This window comes from Kitasatospora sp. NPDC028055 (assembly GCF_040637885.1).
GTDB lineage: Bacteria > Actinomycetota > Actinomycetes > Streptomycetales > Streptomycetaceae > Kitasatospora.
In genome coordinates, this window is record NZ_JBEZXE010000018.1 from 1 (window position 1) to 21,731 (window position 21,731).

The 21,731-nt window shown below is 74.1% G+C and carries 19 protein-coding genes; 7 read left to right on the forward strand and 12 right to left on the reverse strand.

Going from position 1 to position 21,731, the window contains the following annotated elements; all coding sequences use genetic code 11:
- The first annotated feature begins 390 nt into the window (after positions 1-390).
- The 5 genes from AB0F71_RS19485 (at position 391) to AB0F71_RS19505 (ending at position 5,696) form a co-directional block, all read left to right on the forward strand.
- A complete protein-coding gene (locus AB0F71_RS19485) occupies positions 391-1,623 on the forward strand; it encodes a glycosyltransferase (RefSeq protein WP_360235624.1) in 1,233 nt (410 codons plus the stop codon).
- 183 nt (positions 1,624-1,806) lie between these two features.
- Positions 1,807-2,046: a hypothetical protein gene (locus AB0F71_RS19490; protein ID WP_360235627.1), complete on the forward strand. Its 240-nt coding sequence runs from the start codon at positions 1,807-1,809 to the stop codon at positions 2,044-2,046.
- Between the two features lie 81 nt (positions 2,047-2,127).
- The gene (locus AB0F71_RS19495; RefSeq protein ID WP_360235630.1) at positions 2,128-3,642 is read left to right on the forward strand and encodes a SpoIIE family protein phosphatase; all 1,515 of its coding nucleotides are present in this window, start codon (positions 2,128-2,130) and stop codon (positions 3,640-3,642) included.
- Positions 3,643-3,704: 62 nt separating this feature from the next.
- On the forward strand, positions 3,705-4,688 hold the full coding sequence (locus AB0F71_RS19500) for an aldo/keto reductase (protein WP_360235633.1): 984 nt from the start codon (positions 3,705-3,707) through the stop codon (positions 4,686-4,688).
- Between the two features lie 156 nt (positions 4,689-4,844).
- Positions 4,845-5,696, forward strand: a complete 852-nt coding sequence (locus AB0F71_RS19505; RefSeq protein WP_360235636.1) for a polysaccharide deacetylase family protein — start codon at positions 4,845-4,847, stop codon at positions 5,694-5,696.
- Between the two features lie 24 nt (positions 5,697-5,720).
- Here the strand turns inward: AB0F71_RS19505 and AB0F71_RS19510 are convergent, their stop codons facing one another.
- Positions 5,721-7,331 carry an acyl-CoA synthetase gene (locus AB0F71_RS19510; RefSeq protein ID WP_360235639.1) on the reverse strand — a complete coding sequence of 537 codons (1,611 nt, stop codon included), beginning with the start codon at positions 7,329-7,331 and terminating at the stop codon, positions 5,721-5,723.
- A 339-nt stretch (positions 7,332-7,670) separates the two neighbouring features.
- Here AB0F71_RS19510 and AB0F71_RS19515 point away from each other — a divergent pair, with 339 nt between their 5' ends.
- Positions 7,671-7,916: a DUF6296 family protein gene (locus AB0F71_RS19515; RefSeq protein WP_360235642.1), complete on the forward strand. Its 246-nt coding sequence runs from the start codon at positions 7,671-7,673 to the stop codon at positions 7,914-7,916.
- 27 nt (positions 7,917-7,943) lie between these two features.
- Here the strand turns inward: AB0F71_RS19515 and AB0F71_RS19520 are convergent, their stop codons facing one another.
- The 4 genes from AB0F71_RS19520 to AB0F71_RS19535 form a co-directional block, all read right to left on the reverse strand.
- Entirely contained in the window at positions 7,944-9,038 is a 1,095-nt protein-coding gene (locus tag AB0F71_RS19520; protein ID WP_360235645.1) for an alanine racemase, read from the reverse strand.
- A gap of 99 nt (positions 9,039-9,137) precedes the next feature.
- The gene (locus AB0F71_RS19525; RefSeq protein ID WP_360235648.1) at positions 9,138-9,962 is read right to left on the reverse strand and encodes an SDR family oxidoreductase; all 825 of its coding nucleotides are present in this window, start codon (positions 9,960-9,962) and stop codon (positions 9,138-9,140) included.
- 207 nt (positions 9,963-10,169) lie between these two features.
- Positions 10,170-12,071: a DUF6528 family protein gene (locus tag AB0F71_RS19530; protein ID WP_360235651.1), complete on the reverse strand. Its 1,902-nt coding sequence runs from the start codon at positions 12,069-12,071 to the stop codon at positions 10,170-10,172.
- A gap of 185 nt (positions 12,072-12,256) precedes the next feature.
- Positions 12,257-13,417 (reverse strand): hypothetical protein, encoded by a 1,161-nt coding sequence (locus AB0F71_RS19535; protein ID WP_360235654.1) that lies wholly within the window; start codon positions 13,415-13,417, stop codon positions 12,257-12,259.
- Between the two features lie 160 nt (positions 13,418-13,577).
- Between AB0F71_RS19535 and AB0F71_RS19540 the strand changes: the two genes are divergently transcribed.
- Positions 13,578-14,492: a DUF4232 domain-containing protein gene (locus tag AB0F71_RS19540; RefSeq protein WP_360235657.1), complete on the forward strand. Its 915-nt coding sequence runs from the start codon at positions 13,578-13,580 to the stop codon at positions 14,490-14,492.
- 17 nt (positions 14,493-14,509) lie between these two features.
- On the opposite strand, the gene AB0F71_RS19545 is transcribed toward AB0F71_RS19540, so the two are convergent.
- The 7 genes from AB0F71_RS19545 to AB0F71_RS19575 all read right to left on the reverse strand — a co-directional run bounded on the left by AB0F71_RS19545 (position 14,510) and on the right by AB0F71_RS19575 (position 21,682).
- Entirely contained in the window at positions 14,510-15,577 is a 1,068-nt protein-coding gene (locus AB0F71_RS19545) for an alcohol dehydrogenase catalytic domain-containing protein (RefSeq protein ID WP_360235660.1), read from the reverse strand.
- 9 nt (positions 15,578-15,586) lie between these two features.
- Positions 15,587-16,414: a TIM barrel protein gene (locus tag AB0F71_RS19550; protein WP_360235663.1), complete on the reverse strand. Its 828-nt coding sequence runs from the start codon at positions 16,412-16,414 to the stop codon at positions 15,587-15,589.
- A complete protein-coding gene (locus AB0F71_RS19555) occupies positions 16,411-17,265 on the reverse strand; it encodes an SDR family NAD(P)-dependent oxidoreductase (protein ID WP_360235666.1) in 855 nt (284 codons plus the stop codon). The genes AB0F71_RS19550 and AB0F71_RS19555 overlap by 4 nt, the downstream gene beginning before the upstream one ends.
- Complete coding sequence (locus AB0F71_RS19560; protein WP_360235669.1) at positions 17,262-18,473, reverse strand: alcohol dehydrogenase catalytic domain-containing protein; 1,212 nt, start codon at positions 18,471-18,473, stop codon at positions 17,262-17,264. The genes AB0F71_RS19555 and AB0F71_RS19560 overlap by 4 nt, the downstream gene beginning before the upstream one ends.
- On the reverse strand, positions 18,470-19,705 hold the full coding sequence (locus tag AB0F71_RS19565) for an ROK family protein (RefSeq protein ID WP_360235672.1): 1,236 nt from the start codon (positions 19,703-19,705) through the stop codon (positions 18,470-18,472). Before AB0F71_RS19565 ends, AB0F71_RS19560 begins: the two co-directional genes overlap by 4 nt.
- Entirely contained in the window at positions 19,702-20,961 is a 1,260-nt protein-coding gene (locus AB0F71_RS19570) for a sedoheptulose 7-phosphate cyclase (RefSeq protein ID WP_360235675.1), read from the reverse strand. The genes AB0F71_RS19565 and AB0F71_RS19570 overlap by 4 nt, the downstream gene beginning before the upstream one ends.
- Positions 20,962-21,223: 262 nt before the next feature.
- Entirely contained in the window at positions 21,224-21,682 is a 459-nt protein-coding gene (locus AB0F71_RS19575; protein ID WP_360235678.1) for a MarR family transcriptional regulator, read from the reverse strand.
- Positions 21,683-21,731 lie beyond the last annotated feature (49 nt).

Below are 21,731 nucleotides of genomic sequence, written 5' to 3' on the forward strand. Positions count from 1 at the left end.
AACGCTCGGCTGGGAGACCCCAGCCGAGCGCCTGCATAAACTCATCGCGGCCTGAGCAAACCGACCACGTGTTGCAACGACCCCTAGAAACCGCCGCCGACGCCGGGGCACGCACCTCGCCGCGTTGTCGTCGGTCGCCGATGCTCCGCATGGACTCCCTCCTCCGCCTTGCGATGCACGCACCCCAACGCCGCCCCGCCCGCCCTTCGGGCGGACGACGGGGGTTTGAAGACGGGTCCTGGGCCCGCGTCGACGGAGCCGCGCAGGCACCCCCGTTCTGATTCCTCCTCGGCGGCGGACCCCGGCGGAGCGTGTCGACCGGCCGGGGCGCCAGGGAGCAACGGCGGAACGTGGGAGCGGAGTTGCGGCGGGAGGCGGCAGAATGGCGCCATGCGGATTCTGATCGTCACGGCCGGTTCACGAGGAGACGTCGCCCCCTACACCGGGCTGGGGCGGCGGCTGTCGGACGCGGGCCACCAGGTCGCCGTGGCCGCCCACGCGTCCTTCGCCGGGCTGCTCGCCGACTGCGGTCTCGAACACCGGCCGGTGCCGGGAGACCCGCAGGGGTTGGTCCGGGAGGTCTCCCGGGCGACGTCGCGCGCGGAGACCCAGGCGGCGCTGCGGGCCTACACGGACGGGCTGGCCGACGGGGTGGCGGAGGCGGCGGCGGGCGGGGCCGACGTGGTGCTCACCGCCTTCGGCCCGGCACCGCTGAGCCGGGTGGCCGGCCAGGCGCTCGGCGTCCCCGTGGTCGGCACTTACCTCGCCCCGTCGTTCGCCACCCGGGAGTTCGCGCTGCCCAACGCCCGGAACGCGGACGACCCGGGGCCGGAGGGCAGGCTCGCGGCGGGCCGGGACGTGCTGAGGCGCGCGGAAGGGATCTTCGCGGACGCCGTGACCAGGCTGCGCGCCCGGCTCGGGCTGCCCGCCGACCCGCCCACGGCAGCGGCCGGCATCCGGCCGGCCTTCCACGGCTACAGCCCGCTGGTCCTGCCGCGCCCCGCCGACTGGCCGTCCTGGGCCCGGGTGGCGGGCTACTGGTGGCCCGCGCGGCCGGACGGCTGGCAGCCCCCGGCCGACCTGGTCGACTTCCTCCGGGCCGGCCCGCCCCCGGTGTTCATCGGGTTCGGCAGCATGGCGGTCGGGGAGGGGGAGCGGCTCAGCGGGCTGGTCGCCTCGGCGGTCGAGCGGGCGGGCGTACGGGCGGTGGTGCAGGCGGGCTGGGCCGAGCTGGATGCCCGCAGCGGCGATGTCCTGACCATCGGCGACGTCCCGCACGACTGGCTGTTCCCCCGCACCGCCGCCGTCGTCCACCACGCCGGAGCCGGCACCACGGCGGCCGGCCTACGGGCCGGGGTGCCCGCCGTCGCCGTTCCCGTGATGGCCGACCAGCCGTTCTGGGCGGCCCGACTGCACGACCTGGGGGTCGCCCCCCGGCCCGTACCGTTCCAGTCGCTCACCGCCGAAGCCCTCGGCGACGCCATCACCGCCTGCCTGACCGACCCGACCCACCAGCACCGCGCCACCACCCTCGCCCGCGGACTCGCCACGGAGGACGGCACCGCCCCCCTGCTCGCCCACCTCGGCTCCCTGCTCGGCGACCCGAGCGCGAAGCCCCGGTAGCGGCGCCCGTCCGACAAAGGCGCACCGAACGGGAAGCACGGCGTCCGGTTCAATTGCCTTGCCGTCCCGACCCCGACCGGCGATTCTGGGCCGGTGCCAGGACAGGCGAAGCGGAAGCGGCGGAAAGAGGCCGAGAGGCAGCGGCTTGCCGCTCGCACCGCGCCGGACGCCGGGCGGTGGGAAGTGATCTTCGAAACGCAGGACGAGGCGGAGCTGCGCGCCCAGCTGCGCCCGCTCCGGGAGGCGGGAATCGACCCCTCGACGATCCGGATCGACATGCTGTGCGGCCGTCTGGTGCAGCCGACCACCTACCGGCTGAGCCGGTTCGTGACCGACCCCGGGTGCGAGGCCGGCCACGACAGCACCGGTGCGAGTGGTTCGTGGGTGGTGTCACAACGGGGCGGCACGGCCGCGCGGGCGTGACATGCTCGTGGAATGAAGACCTACGACGAAGGGACAGCACGGGTATCGCGTGGCGGCCCCTCATCAGAAGGCGGCCCGGCGGTGGCCGTGGTCCGGGAGGTGCTGGCCGGCCTGCCCGGTTCGGTGGTCTTCCTTCAGCCGGAGTTCGGCCCCGGGGGAGAGGTGGTGGACTTCTGGTTCACGGCTGCCTCGCCCGAGGCGGTCGACATCGGCGGGCGCCGGGGAGCGGAGCTGACGGGGAGGAGCGTGCTGCGGACCTACCCGGGCGTGGCCGGTACCGACCTGTGGCAGGGCTACCTGCGGGTGCTGACGTCCGGGCTCCCCTACGAGGGGGAGCTGAGGTACGAGGAGGGCGCTCCCGGCATCCCGCGCCTGTCGCGGTACCGCGTGCGGGCGGCCCCCTGCCAGGGAGGTCTGATCGTCACCTGGAACCGCCTGGACACGACCGAGCGCGAGCAGCGCCGGCTGGCGCTCATGCAACGCCTGGGCCGGATGGGCTGGGTGGACCGGGACCTGGTCCGCGGCGAGATCAACTGGTCCGACGAGGTGTACTCGATCTTCGGCCGGGACCGGTCGCTGGGGCCGGTGACGCTGGAGGAGCTGTCCGCCCGGGCCGACAGCGAGGACCGTCCGGCCCTGGAGGACGCGGTCCGGCGCCTGCTGAGAGCCGGCGAGCCCCTCGACCGGACGTTCCGCATCCACCTCCCCCAGGGTGAGGTCCGTCATGTGCGGGTCGTCTCGGAGGCGGAGACGGACGCGCTGGGTCAGACCGTCCAGGTCCACGGCTTCTTCCAGGACCTCACCGCCACCAAGCACGCCGAACAGCAGTTGCTGGAGCACCAGCAGAACGCGATCGCCCAACAGAGCCTGCTGGCCGCGGAACGCGACCTGGCCGCCCGCCTCCAGGAGACCCTGCTGCCGGTGCCCGAGAAGGTGCTCCAGCTGGCCGGTCTGACCGTCGATGTCGCCTATCGGCCGCTGCAGGAAGGTCTCAACCTCGGCGGCGACTGGTACAGCGCCATCGAACTGCCGGACGGCAACGCGCTGCTCGTCGTCGGCGACGTCGCCGGCCACGGACTGGACGCGGTCGCCACCATGGCGCTGCTGCGCTTCACCGCCAAGGGCATGGCCATCACCGACACACCCCTGCCCGGCATCCTCTCCCGCCTGAACACCCTGCTCCTGCACGCCGCGGACCCCAGCGACCGCACGGCCACCATGATCATGGCCGTCTACCAGCCCGCCCTCTCCCGACTGACCTGGGTCCGGGCCGGACACCCGCCGCCCCTGCTGCTGCGCCGGGGCGAGGCCCATTTCCTGCCGACGCCCCGGGGCATCCTGCTGGGCGCGACCACCGATCCCCACTACGAATCGGCCTCGCTCCAGCTACTGCCCGGCGACCACCTCCTGCTGTACACCGACGGCCTGATCGAGAAGCCCGGCGAGCCCCTGGACGAAGGCATGGCCCGACTGGCCCGCACCGCGGCCGCCACCGCCCAGGCCGACGGCCGCCGCTTCCTCGACGACCTCGTGCGAACGCTCGTCACCCCCGAGAGCCGCCGCGACGACATCTGCGTTCTTCACGTCAGTTGCTGACTCACCCATCGGACGTCCGGCCCTGGGCGGCGTCGGTAGACGCGCCGTGAGAGGCTCCTGGCATGGAACAGCGCGTACTCGGCCGGACCGGCCGTCCCGTTTCGGTGGTCGGACTCGGCACCTGGCAGCTCGGTGCGGACTGGGGTGACGTCCGGGAGGAGGACGCCCTGGCCGTGCTGGAGGCGTCCGTGGAGTCGGGGGTCACGCTCTTCGACACCGCCGACGTCTACGGCGACGGTCGCAGCGAGCGGCTGATCGGCCGGTTCCGGAAGGAGCGTCCGGACGCGGAGGTGTTCGTCGCCACCAAGTTCGGCCGCCGGGTCGAGCAGCGGCCCGAGCACTACCACCTCGCCAACTTCCGTGCCTGGGCCGACCGTTCGCGGGAGAACCTGGGCGTGGAGCGGCTGGACCTGGTGCAGCTGCACTGCCCGCCGACGCCGGTCTACTCCTCGGACGAGGTCTTCGACGCCCTGGACACCCTGGTGGCGGAGGAGCGGATCGCCGCCTACGGGGTGAGCGTGGAGACCTGCGCGGAGGCGCTGACCGCGATCGCGCGCCCGGGCGTCGCCAGCGTGCAGATCATCCTGAACGCCTTCCGGCTCAAGCCGCTGGAGCGGGTGCTGCCCGCCGCCGAGGCGGCCGGGGTGGGGATCCTGGCGCGGGTGCCGCTCGCCTCGGGGCTGCTCTCGGGCCGCTACAGCGAGCGGACCGTCTTCGGCCCGGACGACCACCGCACCTACAACCGCCACGGCGAGGCCTTCGACCAGGGCGAGACCTTCTCCGGCGTGGACTTCGCCACGGGCGTCGAGGCGGCCCGGGAGTTCGCCGCGCTCGCCCCCGAGGGCGCCACGGCGGCGCAGACGGCGCTGCGGTGGATCATCCAGCAGCCCGGGGTCACGACGGTGATCCCCGGGGCCCGCAATGTGGCCCAGGCCCGCGCCAACGCCGCGGCCGCCGCCTTGGCCCCGCTGCCCGAGGCCACCCTCGACGCCGTCCGGGAGCTGTACGACCGCCGCATCCGGCCGCAGGTGCACGACCGCTGGTAGGCGCCTCCCGGCGGTCGGCGCCCGACCCGCGTCAGGGCGTCCCGGCCGGGAATTGTCACCGGTCTGCTACGCGCGTCGCAGCGCGGAACCCCGGTGGGGTGGTTGACGTCCTCGACCTCGGAGAACACGCAGGTGGAGCCAGGGGAGGGGACGTCGATGGATTTCAAGGCGCGGATGGGGAACGTGGGCAGCCGGTCGCGGGCGGCCGTCGCGGTGGCGGTCGTCGTCGCGGCGGCGACGGCGTGGGCGGTTCCGACGGTCACCGCGACGGTCCCCGGCCATGACCGGAACGTCGCCCAGGGCCAGGACGGGTCCGGCGAGGGGCAGGGCGGACGGGGAGGGCAGGGCGGCCAGGACGGCGCCCAGGGCAGCGGCGGCGGTGCGCAGCAGGGGCGGATACCCGAGGGCATAGCCCACGCCTCGGAGGCCGGGGGCAACGCCGTCAACATCACCATCGACGACGGCCCCGACCCGGTCTGGACCCCGAAGGTCCTCGACGTGCTCAAGCGGTACGGGGTGAAGGCGACCTTCTGCATGATCGGACCGCAGGCCAAGGCCCACCCGGACCTGGTCAAGCAGGTGGTGGCGGCCGGCCACCGGCTCTGCGACCACACCGTGGACCACGACACCTCGATGGACAAGAAGCCCGTCGCGTACCAGGAGCGGGAGATCCTGGACGCGAAGAAGATGATCGAGCAGGCCGCGGGCGGCGCCGAGGTCATGTACTACCGGGCTCCCGGTGGCTCGTTCACCCCCGACAGCCGGCGGATCGCCGCCGCGAACGGCATGCGCCCGCTCGGCTGGAACGTCGACTCGAAGGACTTCGAGAAGCCCGGGACGGCGGCCATCGTCGAGACGGTCAAGAAGGAGCTCGGCAACGGCCCGACCGTCCTGTTCCACGACGGCGGCGGCGACCGGCAGCAGACCGTCGAGGCCCTCGGCCAGGTGCTCACCTGGTTGAAGAGCCAGGGCCGCGCCACCGGCTTCCCGGTCCGGACCGCGCCGTGACCGTCGCCGTCCGGACCGGCCGCGCTAGCTGATCCCGGAGGCCCGGGCCCGGAGTTCGCGCTTGAGGAGCTTGCCGCTCTGGTTGCGGGGCAGTTCGGTGACGAAGCGGACCTGCTTCGGCACCTTGAACGGGGCGAGCCGGCTCCTGACGTGGGCGACCAGCTCGGCCTCGGTGGGGGCGGCCGTGCCGGGCCGGAGCACGACGAAGGCGGTCACCGCCTCGATCCACTTCTCGTCCGGGACGCCGATCACCGCGACCTCCGCCACGGCGGGGTGGCTGTAGACGGCCTCCTCGACCTCCCGGGAGGCGACCAGCACCCCGCCGGTGTTGATGACGTCCTTGATCCGGTCGACCACGGTCAGGTAACCGGCCTCGTCGGCGACCGCCAGGTCCCCGGAGTGGAACCAGCCGTCCTTGAAGGCCTCGGCGGTCTGCTCGGGCGAGTCCCAGTAGCCGAGGCACAACTGCGGTGAGCGGTAGACGACTTCGCCGGGCGTGCCGGGCGGCACGTCGGTGCCGTTCCGGTCCACCACACGGGTCTCCACGAACAGCACCGGGCGGCCGCAGGAGGCCGGGCGGTCCAGGTGCTCCTCGGGCCGCAGCACCGTGGACAGCGGGCCGATCTCGGACTGGCCGAAGCAGTTGTAGAAGCCCACCTGCGGGTAGCGGGCGCGCAGCCGGTCGAGCACCGCCACCGGCATGATCGAGGCGCCGTACTGGGCCTTGCGCAGGGAGGACAGGTCGTGCCGGTCGAGGTCCGGGTGGTTGGCCAGCGGGACCCACACGGTCGGCGCCAGGAACAGCGAGCCGATCCGGTCGCCCTCGATCCGCCGGAGCAGCTCGGGGATGTCGGGCGACTCCAGCAGCAGGACGGAGGCGCCGACGGCGAGGTACGGGAGCAGGAAGACGTGCAGGGCGGCCGAGTGGTAGAGCGGCATGCAGATCAGCGGCCGGTCGTCCGCGCGCAGGTCCAGGGCGTGGATGGCGGACAGGTAGGCGTGCACCAGGGCGCGGTGGGGCATCATCGCGCCCTTGGGGCGGGAGGTGGTGCCGGAGGTGTAGAGCAGCTGGGCGAGCTCGGTGTCGGCGGGGCCGGTGCCGAGCTCGGGCACGGGGCCGGCCGACGCGGCCTCCAGCAGGCCGGTTCCGGTGGATCCGGTTCCCGCGGGTCCGGTTCCCGTAGGTTCGGTTCCCGGTGTCGCGGCCTTCGGCGGCCCGGCTGGGTCCTCCCGCAGCGGCAGCACGTGCTCGACGGCCAGGCCGTCCCGGACCCGCTCGACCTCCGGCGCGAGCGCCGGGTCACTGAGCACCGCGCGGGTGCCGGACTGGCCGAGCAGATAGCGCAGTTCCTCGCCGGTGAGGGCGTGGTTGACCGGGACGTGCACCAACCCGGCCCGGACGCAGGCGAGGAAGGCGATCGCGTAGGCGTCGGAGTTGCGCCCGTACGCGGCGACCCGGTCGCCGGGCCGCAGCCCCAGCCCGAGCAGGTGCCCGGCGGCGCGGCTGACGGCCTCGTCGAGCTGCCGGTAGGTCCAGCTGCGGTCGGCGAAGGTGAGCGCGACGCGGTCGGGGGCCCGGCGGGCGCTCCGGCGCAGCAGCCCGTCGACGGTGCCGGCTCGGGGGTCGTCGCTCATGGTCACGGTCTCGCTTTCGTACGGCCGGCGGGCGGGCGGGCGGCGGGGCGGTTGGGCGGCTGGGCCCGGTCCCGGACGGTCCGGAGCGGGCAGCAGCAGCCTGCCCGCTCCGGACCGTCCGCACCAGGGTCCGCGTCCCTGCTGGTGCGCCCGACCGTGGCGGGGCGGACGTGTGCATCGGCCCCGGCCGGGTAGGCGCCCGGGCGACCACCGATTCCGGGGCCCGGCACCCTGCCGGGCCGAAGGGTGCTGCGAAGACGGTCACCGTTCGTGTACGACGGCCCGACCTCGGAGGAGAATCGACGCCACCGGGCGGGGAGTCCGACGAGGAGGCCGGCCATGAAGAGCCTTGAACGCCGCTACGCGGTGGCCCTGCCCGGGTCGATCGGCGGGCACGCCCCGCGATCCGTCGTCGTGGTCCACCTGACGGAGGAGATCGGCCCCGGCGGCGGACCGGTCTGGACGAACCGCGACGGCGACCTCCGGGTGGAGATCACCGGCGAGGTCGCCACCGTCCTGTCCGCCCCGGAGGGGACGGTGCGACACCCCTGCCTGCACGCGGTGGCGCTGCCCGACCGCTCGTAGCGCCCCCGGCCGCCGGTCCGCCGCCGGTCAGCTGTTGGCACCCCGAGCGGCCACCGTCCAGCGGTCGACGACCTCGCCGGCCCGGACCACCTCCAGGGTGTCGGCCAGGTTCACCGGCGTGCAGACGTGGACCGGGACGACGGCGACCCGGGAGCCCAGGCGGGGAGTGGGCCCGCCCTCGGGCAGCACGACGGTGGCGTGGTGCTCGGACAGGGAGGCCACCACCGCGTCCGGGTGGTCCGGGAGGTAGCCGTGACCGCGGACCCAGGGCGATGCGTCGGAGCCCAGCACCTTGCTGCCCGCGTCGAGCACGAAACGGCCGGGGCCCGGGGTGCTCACCACGGTCGCGAGCGCGTAGAGCCCGAGGTCGTCCGCGGTGCAGCTGCCGATGGCCAGCTGGGTCGCGTCGTTGAAGACGTACACCCCCGGACGCAGTTCGTTCACCGCACCCGACCGCCACTGCCCGGCCGTCGGCGTCGACCCGCCGCTCACCACCGGCACCGTGAGCCCCACGGCCCGCAGGGCCTCCGCGGCCTCGCCGAGCGCCCGCTCCTCGTCGCGGGCCGCGTGCTCGCGGGCGCGGGGGTCGTGGCCGTAGCCGTGGCCGGGGAAGGTGAAGACGCCCGCCACCTCCAGCCCGGCGTCGACGGCGGCGAGGCCGATCTCGGTCGCGGCGGCCGGAACGACCCCGGTCCGGTGGTGACCGGAGTCGATCTCGATCATCACCTGGGCCGGGGCCGCCGCGCCCCGCAGCGCCCGCCCCAGCCGCCGGACCCCCTCCACGGAGTCCGCCCCCACCCGCAGGGCGACCGCGTCGGCGAGGGCGCGCAGCCGACGGGCCTTGGCGTCGTCGACCCACAGGGGGTAGGCGATGAAGAGGTCGGTCACACCGTTCCGGGCGAAGACCTCCGCCTCGCCGACGGTGGCCACGCTCAGGCCCACCGCACCGGCGTCGAGCTGGCGCCGCGCGATCTCCGGGCACTTGTGGGTCTTGGCGTGGGGGCGCACCGCGAAGCCGCCGTCCAGGGCCGCCGCGCTCATCCGGGCGATGTTGCGCTCCATGACATCGGCGTCGACGACCAGCGCGGGGGTCGCCGGCTCCTCGGGGAGATGTGTGCTCATGCCTCATGATCACGCCTCCGGGCGGGCTCCGGTTCCCCCCGGGCCCCCGGTTCCCGCCGGGCCCCCGGTGCCTTGCCGCACCGGGGGCCGTGCGGACGGTCAGGACGCCGTCGTACCCGGCCCGCCCGCCTCGGCGGCGCGAGGGGCGGCCGGCGGGATCGGCCCCAGGTAGGTGCCGCCGGAGGCGTCGACGGTCTGGCCGGTCACCCAGCGGCCGCGCGGGCCCGCGAGGAAGCCGACCACGTCCGCGACGTCCTCGGGCGTGCCGATCCGGCCCAGCGCGGTGATCGACGCCAGCCCGGCCATCGCCTCGGGGGCGCTGGTCCACGCCGAGGTCATGTCGGTGAGGATCACGCCCGGGCTGACGGTGTTGACGGTGATCCCGCGCCGGCCGAGGTCGTTGGCGAGCGGTGCGGCGAGCGCCTCCAGGGCCGTCTTGCTGACGGTGTAGCCGATCTGGAGGGGCGAGGCGATCCGGGCGGCCGCCGAGGACACGTTGACGATCCGGCCGCCGTCCCGCAGCAGCGGCAGGGTCCGCTGGATCACGAAGAGCGGCGCGCGGACGTTGACCGCCATCACCCGGTCGAACTCCTCCTCGGTGATCTCGCCGATCGAACCGGCCAGGTGCACGCCCGCGTTGTTGACCAGGATGTCCAGGCCGTCCTCGCCGTGCTCCGCCAACCCGGCGGTGAGGCCCTGGAACAGCCGCTCCGGCCCGTCGCTGCGGTCGAACCGGGCCGGCACCGCGAACGCCCGGCCGCCCGCCCCCTCGATCAGCTTGACCGTCTCCGCGGCGGCCTCCTCGTTGCCGCCGTAGTGGACCGCGACCAGCGCCCCGTCGTCGGCGAGCCGCCGGGCGACCGCCCGCCCGATCCCCCGGGACCCGCCCGTCACCAGCGCCGTCCTGCCGTCCAGCTCGCCCATGCCCGCTGTCCCTCCCACGTCCTCCCGGCCGCATCCGGGGCCGGCCCGGTCGCCCCACCCCGGTGCCGGACGACCCCTCATACCTGCCCGTCACCGCGGGCCTGATGCACGGACTCGGTCACCGGCCCGGGTGCTCTGCCGCCGCCCGGCGCGGGCGGCGGCGACCGGGACTCGACGCCCGCTCACACCTGCCTTCGGCTGCTCGCGTCAGTACGCGGCGGTACCGATGTGCAGCGATCCGTCCGCCAGGCCCACGCTGTAGACGGCGAAGTCGCGATCGGTGCGGTCCTCGTCGCGCAGGGTGCTGTCGTTGATCCGTGTCGAGCTTCCGGCCCATGACGTCGCACCAGGGGCGAGCGTCCGGTCCCAGATGCCGTTGCCGGCGACGACCGCCTCCAGGTGCGTGGTGCCGTCCGACAGGGTGCTCGCAGCGATGCGCGTGATGAACGGGTTCCTGTCGACAACCGTGGGCACCGTCGACCAGTTTCCCGCAGCCCACGTCAGGTCGGACACCCCGGAACCCGGCGTCAGGAGCTGCACATGCAGACTGCCGTCCTGCCGGGCCACCCCACTCACGTCGGTGATGCACGGGCTGCTGGTGTCACTCGGGGTGCAGCCCGCCGCGATCAGCGTCGAGTTCGACCAGCTACCCGACGAGGTGCGGGTGCGGTCCGCCACCCCGGTGCCGGGGACGACGGTCTGGACGTGCATCGTGCCGTCGGGCAACGCGGCGGCGCTGATCCGCGAGATCTGGCCGTCGGGGTCGATCCGGGTGGACGCCGACCACGTGCCGTCGGTGTTACGGGTGCGGTCCCAGACTCCGTACCCGGGGACCAGCGTCTGCACGTGCACCGTCCCGTTGGGCAGCGCCGCCGAGCTGATCGCGGTGATCGACTGGTTGGCGTCGATCCTTGTCGAGTCCGACCACGTGCCGTCGGTGTTACGGGTGCGGTCCCAGACTCCGTACCCGGGGACCAGCGTCTGCACGTGCACCGTCCCGTTGGGCAGCGCGGCGGCGCTGATCTGCGAGATCTGGCTGTTCGTGTCGATCATCGCCGGTGTCCGCAAGGCGCCGGACACGGCACCGTCGGACACCGTGCCCTGCGTCGCGTCGCCGATGGCGTTGTAGGTCGGGTGCCACACGCGCGCACGGTAGAACTGGGCGCCGGTCACCTTGTGCGAGGTGTGGTCGTAGGAGCCGTCCGTTTTCCGGGTGTAGAAGTCGATGGTGTCGGTGCACCACGTGTTGGTGCGGCAGCCGCCCACCGGCGTCTTGGACTCGTCCGGCTGAGTCATCACGAGCTGACCTGACGGCTGCGCGCTGATGGCCTTGACCGAGGGAGTCGCGACGAGCGGGGTGAAGCTGCTGTTCCGCTTGTCGTATGACCAGGTGTTGTTGCCCGTGCTCAGCAGAAGCACGTTCGGGTCGGTGGGATCCGCGCTCAGGTCGTGGGGAGCGCCTTCCTTCAGGGCGATCTCCTTGCCCAGGGTCAGGTGCGGCTGTGCGGCGCTCCCGGTGATGGCGAAGGAGTCCAGAACAGCCTTGCCGGCGGGGCTGTAACCGATTGCCCAGAGCCGGTCGAAGGTCGGATCCCAGAGCACGCCGTGCGCCTCGTTCAGCGGGTATTCCGCGTAGGTGGCGTTGCTCGGCCCCTGCGAGGACGCGTAGACCCTGAGGAACCCGCCGCTCTCCGGCGCCGTACCGATCACGTTGGTGGACGCCACCGCTATGTTGCCGTTCGGCAGCAGCTCGGCACTGTGCAGGTTGTCCTTGGTCCCGCTCAGGTCGGCCGACCACACCTTCTTCCCCTCGGGGTAGGTGACGATCGCCGCCAACCCATTGCTGGCTGTGACGACCATCCGCTGGCCGGCCGAGGTGTTCCGCAGCTTGAAGTCGGTCACGTGTCCGAACGCCGATATCTCGGGCGGGTTGAAGCCCTCGTCCTTCGTCGGCTGCCACTTCCACCTGACCGTCCAGGCCGAATCGTAGGCGATCAGCGAGTTGCTGCCCTGATCACCCGCGACTATCCAGTAGTCGCTGCTCGCCGCTTGCGCCGGCTCGGCGGTCCGGCCCGCCAGGATCAGCGTCGACGCCGTGAGCGCTGCCACGACCAAGATCGGCCGGATAAATCGGGCTTTTCTCATCAAACCCCCCAAGTATCTTCATGTGAACGCCACTTGAACATGCGGGCCGTGATCATAGCGTCGGCGATCTTCCGTACCCGCCCTGTGATGCCGGGGGCGTTGCGACCAGGTGCGAGAGGGCGTTGAGGCCGTTTCTGGTAGCTGCCTCGTCAGTGGGCAGGCCGTGGCCCTGCTGCCGGGTGGGTGGAGCCGGTCCGGTCGGACCGGGGAGTGCCCGCCCGTTCCACGAGGTGATCCAGGACCGCGAGGGTGAGGTCCGCGAGGTCGTCTCGCGTGATCGTGGTGACGTCGAGTTGGAACTGGGTCGCCAGGCGCCGCTGCCTGTCGTGGAAGAAGACCGGATGCCGCCGGGGTGCGCTCGCGCCGCTGACCAGCCCGGCGCGCCAGTCGGCCAGGAGCTCGGGATCGGCCGGGCCGCGCAGTCCGTCGTGCTTGGCGGCCCGGAGTACTGCGGCCAGCTCGTGGCGGCCCCGTCGGCGAAGGCCCTCCTGGACGGCGGACAGCGACATCGCCGGTTGCAGCTCCACGGCCAGGTCGTGTGCTTCGAGCACGGCCTCCACCTCCGTCCGGTCACCCATGAGGACGTCGATGCTCGGCCGGAACAGCCAGGGCTGCGCCGGTGCGCCACGGCCGGGGCAGCGGAGGTCCACGGCGATCCAGGCGTGGTCGGAGCCGGAGGGGTGGTGTCGCCAGGCCATCAGCATCGGGTTTCCGGCACTGGTGTTCATGGCGCTCGCCTCGGCTGCGCCCGGATGCGCGCGGCGCAGCGCGTCGTCGAGGTCGCGGGCCGTGCGACGGCTCACCAGGTCCGGCACGTACCAGCCGGAGGAGCTCCCGAGCGCACCGTCGGCCTCGGTGTCCCAGCGGCGCAGCACGTCGGTGATCCCGCGCGCGAGCCACGCGGCGTGCGGATCGGCGGCCGAGTGCCAGGCCTGGAAGACCGTGACGAGGCGCAGCGATCGCCACGGCGCGGTGGGCCGGGTGTCGTCGAAGGTGCAGTAGAACAACGCCGGTACGGGATCGAGGGTTTCGGCCCAGGCCCGGTAGCGGTTCAACTGGTCGCCGTGCTCGTCGGAGGCCCCCTTCATCTCCAGTACGGCCACGGGACGGTCGTCCGACCGCCGGTGGACCACGAGATCCAGGCGGCCGGCGGCCTGCTTGACCTCGCGTCGACACCGGTACGCGCCGGGGGCGAGGCCGAGCAGGTCGATCAGTGGCTGGGGATCGCGCTCGAACAGGAAGGACAGCAGGTCGCTCAGGCTGTTCTCGTTGGCGACGAGTCGTCCGAGGGCAGGGCTGGGTTCCGACATCCGAGGATCATCCTCCACCGGCGGTCGCTACGGCACCCGAACCGGCGAAGTCGGCCGCCGCCGCCGAGGACCGGACCGGCGGCCGGAGCGTTGCGGGGCTGTTGCCGGGGGAGTGACGGCGGTCATGGTGGGGTGGGGTGGTTCGTGATCGGATGGTCGGATGGGTGAGTTCCGGATGGGCGGGGTGGTGCCGGTGAGGCGTGGGGTCGGTGCGGTGGCGGCGGTGGTGCTGCTCGCGGGGTGCGGGAGCCAGGTGGCCGGGGCGGGCGGGGGGCGTTCTGCCGCCGGCTCCGGCAGTGCGGGGCCGTGCGGGGTGGCGTCGGCTTCGCCGGGCCCGGTGGCGAAGGACGGGGTGCGGATCACGGCGGCGAGTGCGGTGTGCGCGGAGTACGAGGTGACCAACCCGGGCGGCGAAGCGGCCGATGTGACGGTGGTGTTCGGCCGCTCGGGGGCGACCGGGGGTGTGCTGGGCAACGAGACGAGGACGGTCAGGGATCTCGCACCGGGGGCGACCGAGAAGGGGCGGGTGGAACTGGACGGGAAGACCTCGGGGGTGACGGTCGTCAAGGTGCGGAGCGTGCCGAGCGCCGAGGCCTCGCGCCCGGACGGGCCGTGCCCGGCGTCCGGGGTGCGGGTGAGTGCGGACGACGGCGATGCGGCGATGGGGCTGCGGGTGGTGGGGCTGCACCTGCGCAACTGCGGGACGGCCACGGTGAACGTCGACGGGTACCCGGAGCTCCAGCTCCTCGACGTGGAGCACAGGCCGGTCGACGGGGTGCAACTCCTGCACGGGGGCGCGCAGATCGCGAGCGTCACCGGGGCGGACGACCCGCCGCGGCCCCTCGCGTTGCAGCCGGGCGAGGGGGCGCGGTCCACGCTGGCCTGGCGCAACACCACCGAGGCGGGCGCGGGTGACCCGGTGAACGCCCCGTACCTGCGGGTCCGGGTGCTGCCGGGCTCCGCGCCCGTGATGGTGGTGCCGGAGCTGGACCTGGGCACCACGGGGAGGTTGGGCGTCGGCGCCTGGGTGCGGGAGGACGGGCAGCCGCCGGCGACCAGGTCGCCGGTGCGCTGATCAGGCCCGCGCGCTGATCAGGCCAGGTCGATGATCACCTTGCCGGGGTGGTCCTCCCGTTCGGCGGCGATGTCGGTCATCCGGTGCGGGAAGTCGTCCAGGCCGATCCGCAGCGAGGTCAGCTTCTCCAGCGGGAAGGCGAGCGGGTGTTCGGCGCGCAGCCGGAAGCCCTCCTCGTAGTCCTCGCGGTGGCAGCCGTAGGCGCCGGCCAGGTGCAGCCGCTTGCCGTGGTGCTCGACCGGCTCGATGAGTTCCGCGCGGCGGATGGTGTCGATGTCGGCCCGGCCCGGCGGGTAGCTGTCGCCCCGGCGGGTGCCGCCGTAGACGAACAGGACGGCGCCGTCGGCGGCCAAGTCGCTCGCGGTGTCGAGGAGTTCGGTGGTCACGACGGTGGTGGCCACGATCACCACCTGGTACCGGTCCTGGTGCTGGGGCGCCTTCGCGTCGGTCAGCGGGTGGAGCTCCTCGGCGGCGAGCAGGCCCTGCTGCCGGGCGAAGGCGCGCCGGGCCTCGCCGCGGTTGAAGACGGCGGGCGCGGCGCCCAGGTGGCGGGCGTACAGGGCGAAGGTGACCCCGGCGCAGCCGGCGCCGAGGACGGCGACCCGGATGCCCCGGAGGTCGGTGCGGGCGGTGAGTTCGAGCAGTTTGCGGAGCGCGTGCACGATGCAGGCGAAGGGCTCGGGCATCCACACGGCGTCCCGGATGCCGGTCTCGGGGACGCGCACCACGGCCTGGTCCAGCTGTGCCTCGGTGCCGTGGACGAAGACGTACTCGGCGAAGCCGGTGGTGCGGGTGGGGGTGATGTTGGGGTTGAGGGTGACGAGTTCGCCCTCCCGGAAGCCGGTCCGGGCGCCGGCGAAGGCGACGGTGCCGACGAGTTCGTGGCCGAAGAGCGGGCCGCGGTCCTCGGGGACGTCGCGCGAGCCGACCACCTCCTTGGCGTCGGCGCGGCAGATGCCCAGGTGGTCGGGCTTGATGAGGACGGTGTCGGCGCGGAGCGCGTCGTGCGGGAAGGGGCGGGTGCCGAGGCTCACCACGCCGTCCCGCAGGGTGGTGGTGGCGTACTCGGCCGGGAGGTTGGGCACGGGGGCTCCTCAGGGGCGGGGGGCGGACGGCTGGAGGGTGCGGGCGAGGTCGCGGGCGCGTTCGAGGTCGAGGGCGAGACGGACGGGGTCGCCGTCGCGGTGGTCGTTCTCCAGGACCAGCGCCCCGGGCCGGAGTCCGTGCGCGGCGAGGGCGGCGAGGGTTTCCCGGACGGGGCCGTCCCCGTCGCCGAGGAGGTCCCGTGCCACCACGCCGCCGGTGCCGTCCTTGAGGTGGACCTGGGGCGCGAGCCAGGGGTGGACGGCTTCGATCAGGGCCACCGCGTCGACCCCGGCGACCCGCGGGTTGTAGGTGTCCAGCAGCAGCCGGAAGCCGTCCGCCGCGACCTGGTCGACCAGGCGGCGGGCGCGCTCCGGGTCGAGGTCGTTCTCGTTGGCGAGCAGCAGTCCGCGGGCCCGGGCCTCCGCCGCCGCCCAGGCCAGGACGGTGGCCGTCCGGTCCAGCTCCGCGCGGTCGGTGACGGCGCTGCGGCGGAAGCTGGGCACGAAGGCCAGCGGGGCGCCGAGCGCGTGGGCGGCGTCCAGCACCCGGATCAGGACGCGCCGGGCGCGCAGCGCGTCCCGACCGCCCGGCGGGGCGTGCAGGCCGATGTCGTTGAGGGTGTTGCCCGCGACGGCGAGCGGCCGGATCCGGAGCCGGGCGCAGTGCTCCAGGATCCGGTCGACGGTGCCCGGCGCGTCGAGCCACGGGCCGCGGCCGGGGCCGCCGAGGTCGAGCTGGAGGCCGTCGGCGCCGGCCCGGTGGGTGAGCCGGACCGCGTCGAGGTGGTCCCCGGGCAGCCGCCAAGCGGCCAGCCCGAGGAGCGGGGCGGCGGTCACGAGCCGGCCCCGGGCGCAGCTCCGGCTCCGGCCCTGGTTCCTGCCCCGGCTCCGGCTCCGGCCCTGGCTGTGACCGCGGCCGGGACGGGCTGGCTCTGCGAGACCGGCAGCCCCGCGCCGACCGGGCGCCAGCCGCCCTCGGGGTCCACCACCAGGTGGGCGCCGTGCAGCCCGGCGCCGGCCGTCGCCGCGAGTTCGCGGGCCAGCGGGGCGAAGCTCGCCGGGCGCATGTAGGCGGTGTAGTCGAAGCCGTCGGGGCGTCGGCGCCGGATCCCGGGGGTGTCGACCATGCCGGCGGGCAGCGCCTGGACGATCCGCAGCGCCTCGGTGCCCGGCAGTTCGGTGGTCTCCTCCTGGGCGACGGAGTCGAGCAGGGCAGCGGCGGCCGCCTTGGTGGCGGCGTAGCCGGAGCGGCCCGGTCCGGCGTTGTAGACGACCTCGGAGGAGATGCCGAGGAACACTCCGGGGCGGTCGGGTCGGCGCAGCACCGGGACGGCCCAGGACAGGGTCAGCCAGAGGCCGTGCAGGTTGACGTCGAGCTGGCGGCGCCACTCGGCCTCGGTGCACTCGCGGAAGAGGGCCCGCCGGTCGCCGTAGTGGACGGCCGAGTAGCAGACGGCGTGCAGCGGTTCGGTGGTGGCGAGGGACAGGTTCTCGGCGACCCGGTCGGCGTCGGTCAGGTCGGTGGCCGCCCAGCGCAGCCGCTCGGCCCCGGGGCCGGTCGGACGGGAGCGGCTGAGCACGGTGACGTCCAGCCCGGCCTCGGCCCAGGCGTCCGCGACGCCGCGGCCGATGCCGGTGGACCCGCCGACCACCAGGGCTCGGCGGCGGGGGCGGTCGGGTGCGGTCACTGGGCCTCCAAGGGTGTGGGCGGCGCCGGGGCGAAGCGCACCGCGAGTTTGACGAGCCGGCTCCCGGCGACGCTGCGCCCGCCGCCGACCGAGAGCCCGGTCATGATCCGGGCGGCTTCCGGCGGCCCGACGACGTGCGTCACCAGGTCGCGGTAGGCCTCGGGGTGGTGGCACAGCTCGGCGGCGGCCTCGGCGAGGTGGTCGTTGCCCACGCCGCGGTGGCCGGTCAGTCGGACGGGCCGGCCGTCGGCGGTGCGGGCGGTGGTGAAGGCGTACGGGACGGGGTGCCCGGCGCAGTTGGCGGCCCGGACGGCGGCGAGGTCGACGCCGGGCAGCTCGGCGGCGGTGGCGCCGGGCGGGAGGCCGCCGAAGAGGTCGACGGTCAGGTCGCCGGTCGGATCACCGGTCGAGTCGCCGGTCAGCTCACCGGTCGAGTCGCCGGTCGGGCGGTCGGGGCGCCCGGGGGTGCCGAGCCGCAGGGCGCCGGCGAGCGCGGCCAGGGTTCCGTCGCGCGGGGTCGCGAGCAGGGCCGCGACCGGCCCGGGGCCCACCGGGGGCGTCGCGTCGAGCGTCAACTCCACTCCGGGTACGGCCAGTTGGGCGCTCCACGCCAGTCCGTCCCGGGTGTGGTGGACGAGCAGGACGCGGACGTCGGTGCCGAGCCGGCGGCGGGCGGCCCGGACGGCGAGCTGCCCGATCGTTCCGTCGCCGTACACCACCAGCGTCCGGGGGCGGCCGGTGGCCAGCACGGCGAGGGCGTACCGGACGGCGGCCAAGGGCTCGATCAGGGCGCCGAGCACCGGGTCGGGCTCCAGCGCCAGCGGTACTACCAGGCCGTCCCGGACGGCCGTCGCGGGTATCAGGGTGCGTTCCTGGAGCAGACCGTCGACGTTGTGCCCGAGCAGGAAGGACGGGTCCGTCCGATGGGTCGGGTTGACCACCACCGGGGTGCCCGGGCGGCGCAGGGCGGCGGGGACGCCCCGCCCGGCGGCGACCACCCGGGCGATGCCCTCGTGGCCGATCACCGGCGCCGGGTCGTCGCGCAGCCCGCGCAGCATCTGGATGTCCGTCCCGCACAGCCCGGCGACCTGGGTGGCGACCAGGAGTTCGCCCGGGGCGGGTGCCTGGGTGGGGCGCAGCCGCAGCCGTACGCCGCCGGGCTCGCGGACCAGCGCCCGGTGGCTGGGGAGGCGCTCGGCCGGCGTCATGTCGACGCTCCGGCGGCGGCCGCGATCCCGGCTCCGGCCGCGATCCCGGCTCCGGCGAGGCTGTCGGCCTCGCCGGGAGCGGTGACGGTGATCCGCCGGTGCAGCCAGTCGGGGGTGCGGTCGCTGGTCAGGTAGAGGCCCTCGCGGGTGAGGTGGCCCAGCAGGGCGCGCCGGTAGTGGTGGCCCAGGCCGTGGACGACGCCGCCGGTCAGCACCACCTCGTCCAGCTCGGGGTCGAGGCAGAGCGCGGTGCGCAGGACGGCGGCGACGGGTGCGGTCGCGGCGTCGAGCAGGTCGGCGGCGAGCGTGTCCTGCCCGCCCTGCCCGCCCTGCCCGCCCTGCCCCTCCTCCTCCCGTACGTCCTGCGGGTCCTGCTCGTCCAGGGCCTGGCGCAGCGCCGCCTCGAAGGCGGTGCCGTCGGCGGTGAGCCGGCCGAGCCGGGAGGCCGCCCAGCGGGCGGGCTCCCGGCGGGCGAGGGTGCCGGCCAGCCGTGCGATGCCGGGGCCGGAGGCGTAGGCGGCGAGATGGCCGGGGCGGCCGCAGTCGCAGGTCAACTCGACGGTGCGGCCGAGGAGTTCGGTGTGGACCGGCAGGTGGCCGATCTCGCCCTGCAGTCCGCTGTCGTCGACCGGGATTCGGCGCTGCCGTTGGTCGAGCACCCGGCAGGCGATGCCCGAACTGATGGTGGCCAGCAGGACCTTGCGGTGGTTGCTGCGCCCGGCGGCCGCGGCGGCGTGCAGCAGAGCGGCGGTGACGTCGTTGACGATGTGCCACCGGACGTCCGGGCGCCGGGCGGTCAGCGCGGCCCGCAGGTCGTACGGCTCGCTGTGCGCGCCCCACAGCGGGGCGGAGGCGTAGACGAGGCCGGAGCGGTGGTCGAGTGCCGCGCCGAAGGAGATGCCGACGACGGGGGCCGGGGTGTGCGGCACGCCCGCGCACAGCTGGCGGACCATCATGTCCTGGAGCTCGGCGACGGTGGCCGAGGGGAAGCGCTTGAAGCTGGGGGAGGGGTGGGTGGTGCGGGCCCCCAGCCCGCCGCGGCGCTGCCAGACGGCCCGGCGGATGTGGGTGCCGCCGACGTCGAAGACGGTGATGTCCGCGGCCGGGAGGCCGTCCGGCGGAGCGCCCCGGCCGCTGACCGGCGAGGCGTCCCGGCCGCTGCCCGGTAAGGAGTCCGGCAAGGCGTCCGGCGCGGCGTCCGGCGCGGCGTCCGGCACGGTGTCCGCGCTCATACCGGCGCGCCGACGAGCTCGGCCCGCGCACCCGTCGTCCAGGCGCCGATGAACTCCAGGGCCCGGCCGAGCTCCGCCGGGGTGAGGTCGTTGGCGAAGACGACGGAACCGATGCCCCGGGTGAGCGGGACGCGCTGGAGGCCGTCCCGGTGCTTGACCGCGTCGGCGAGCGCCTCCTCCAGCAGCTCCTGGGTGAAGATCGGGTGGGCGACGGGGAGCCGGAAGCCCTGGAGGAGTCTCAGTGCCCGGTCGGTGTCGCGCTCGGAGAGGTGGCCGCGGAGGTGGGCGAGGGCGAGGCAGATCGCCATGTCGACGGCGACGGCCTCGCCGTGCAGCAGCGGCGGGTCGGCGCGCAGCTCCAGGGAGGGGCTGAAGGTGTGGCCGTAGTCGACGGAACGTTCCAAAACCTGTTCCCAGAGGTTGGGTTCCAGTTCGTCGAGCATGCCGGAGATGGCGCGGGACAGCACCTCGCTGACCGCCGAGCCGCAGCCGCCCAGGGTCTCCGGGGTGATGTCGCCGACGGTCGCCTCCAGCAGGTCGAACAGGACGGCGTCCTTGACCAGCGCCATCTTGATCACCTCGGCGATGCCGTTGGCGACGTGCCGGGGGTCGATGGTGCGCAGGAAGTGCGGGTCGATCAGGGCGAGTTCGGGAGCGAAGTAGGCGCCCAGGCGGTTCTTGTGGTGGCCGTGGTTGATTCCGGTCTTCACGCCGATGCCGGCGTCGATCTGGCCGACCAGCGTGGTGGGGACGCGGATGTAGGGCACGCCGCGGCGGTACATGCTCGCCGCGAAGCCGACGATGTCGAGGACGACGCCGCCGCCGACGGCGACGACCTTCTCGGCGCGGCGCAGGATGCCCATCCGCGACATGGCCTCGGTGACGAGGACGGCCTGCTCCAGGGACTTGGCGTCCTCGTCGCCCTGGACGACCTGCCAGGTCGCGTCGATCCGCCAGCGGTCGAAGTACGCGGCGAAGCGCTCGTGGTAGAGCGCGTCGACGGCGGAGTCGATCGCGAGCAGGCAGCGGAAGGGGCGGCCGTGGCCGCCGCCGACGGCGCGGGCGAGGGTGGGGTCGTCGAGGTCCAGCAGTCCGCGCACCATGCTGACGCTGTAGTCGACGGGTTGTTCGGCCCGGACGTTCCAGTGCAGGCCGGGCGGCTTGGGGAGATCGGCGACCGGGTTCAGGCCGGTCGGACGGGGGTGCGCGGTCGGACGGGGGTGTGCGGTCGGGCCGGGGAGTGCGGTACCAGACATGACGAAACCTCCGTGAGCGTCCTCGAGCGGGGGAGTGGGCGGTGGGAACGAGTCGACCGTCCGCCGGTTGTCGGCCTCGAACGCTAGTGCTCGATCCGTATACACGGCAACGTGATAGCGGTCACATTAGATGCATCCGAATGCATATATTTCTGGGCCGTTACTTCGCATGGAGTCCTGTTGCCGGGATGTGAACCGGCGCGAAGCGGCCCCGGTCGCGGGCGGGGCCTGCGACCGGGGCCGGTACGGGGAGGGCGGGTGCTCAGTCGATCGGCACCGCGGGCGCGTACCGCAGCCGGGCGACGAGCGAGGCGGTGGAGTCGCTCAGGGCGGCCGAGTCGAGCGCCTCGGCGAGGGCCTTGCGCAGGGTCTGCTCGGCCTCCCCGGCCAGCCGCCGGCCGGCCTCGGTGATCCGTACGTCCACCCCGCGCTTGTCGTCCAGGGCGCTGCGCCGCACCACCCACTCGGCGTCCTCCAGGCGGGCGGCCATCCGGCTGACCGAGGGCTGGTTGGCGCCGAGGGTCTTGACCAGGTCCGACATCCGCAGGGTGCCGTCACGCTGCTCGGCGAGCGAGAGCAGGAGCAGCAACTCGTTCATGGAGACCCCGTGGCTGCGGGTCAGCCGCCTGCCCGCGGTCGCGTTGACCTGCTCCATCAGGCGGGTGAGCTGTCGCCAGATGGCGATCTCGTCCCGCCCGCTCCCCGGTCCCCATGTCTCCATCGACGCGGCCCCTCACTGAGTCCTTCGGAACGTTCTGCTTGTCCGTCCG

What these genes read in the sequence shown, in the direction of transcription:
- AB0F71_RS19485 (WP_360235624.1), top strand. Translation starts at nt 391, where the DNA reads ATGCGGATTCTGATCGTCACGGCCGGTTCACGAGGAGACGTCGCCCCC.
- AB0F71_RS19500 (WP_360235633.1), top strand. Translation starts at nt 3,705, where the DNA reads ATGGAACAGCGCGTACTCGGCCGGACCGGCCGTCCCGTTTCGGTGGTC.
- AB0F71_RS19505 (WP_360235636.1), top strand. Translation starts at nt 4,845, where the DNA reads ATGGATTTCAAGGCGCGGATGGGGAACGTGGGCAGCCGGTCGCGGGCG.
- AB0F71_RS19510 (WP_360235639.1), bottom strand. Translation starts at nt 7,331, where the DNA reads ATGAGCGACGACCCCCGAGCCGGCACCGTCGACGGGCTGCTGCGCCGG.
- AB0F71_RS19515 (WP_360235642.1), top strand. Translation starts at nt 7,671, where the DNA reads ATGAAGAGCCTTGAACGCCGCTACGCGGTGGCCCTGCCCGGGTCGATC.
- AB0F71_RS19520 (WP_360235645.1), bottom strand. Translation starts at nt 9,038, where the DNA reads ATGAGCACACATCTCCCCGAGGAGCCGGCGACCCCCGCGCTGGTCGTC.
- AB0F71_RS19525 (WP_360235648.1), bottom strand. Translation starts at nt 9,962, where the DNA reads ATGGGCGAGCTGGACGGCAGGACGGCGCTGGTGACGGGCGGGTCCCGG.
- AB0F71_RS19535 (WP_360235654.1), bottom strand. Translation starts at nt 13,417, where the DNA reads ATGTCGGAACCCAGCCCTGCCCTCGGACGACTCGTCGCCAACGAGAAC.
- AB0F71_RS19540 (WP_360235657.1), top strand. Translation starts at nt 13,578, where the DNA reads ATGGGTGAGTTCCGGATGGGCGGGGTGGTGCCGGTGAGGCGTGGGGTC.
- AB0F71_RS19560 (WP_360235669.1), bottom strand. Translation starts at nt 18,473, where the DNA reads ATGACGCCGGCCGAGCGCCTCCCCAGCCACCGGGCGCTGGTCCGCGAG.
- AB0F71_RS19565 (WP_360235672.1), bottom strand. Translation starts at nt 19,705, where the DNA reads ATGAGCGCGGACACCGTGCCGGACGCCGCGCCGGACGCCGCGCCGGAC.
- AB0F71_RS19570 (WP_360235675.1), bottom strand. Translation starts at nt 20,961, where the DNA reads ATGTCTGGTACCGCACTCCCCGGCCCGACCGCACACCCCCGTCCGACC.
- AB0F71_RS19575 (WP_360235678.1), bottom strand. Translation starts at nt 21,682, where the DNA reads ATGGAGACATGGGGACCGGGGAGCGGGCGGGACGAGATCGCCATCTGG.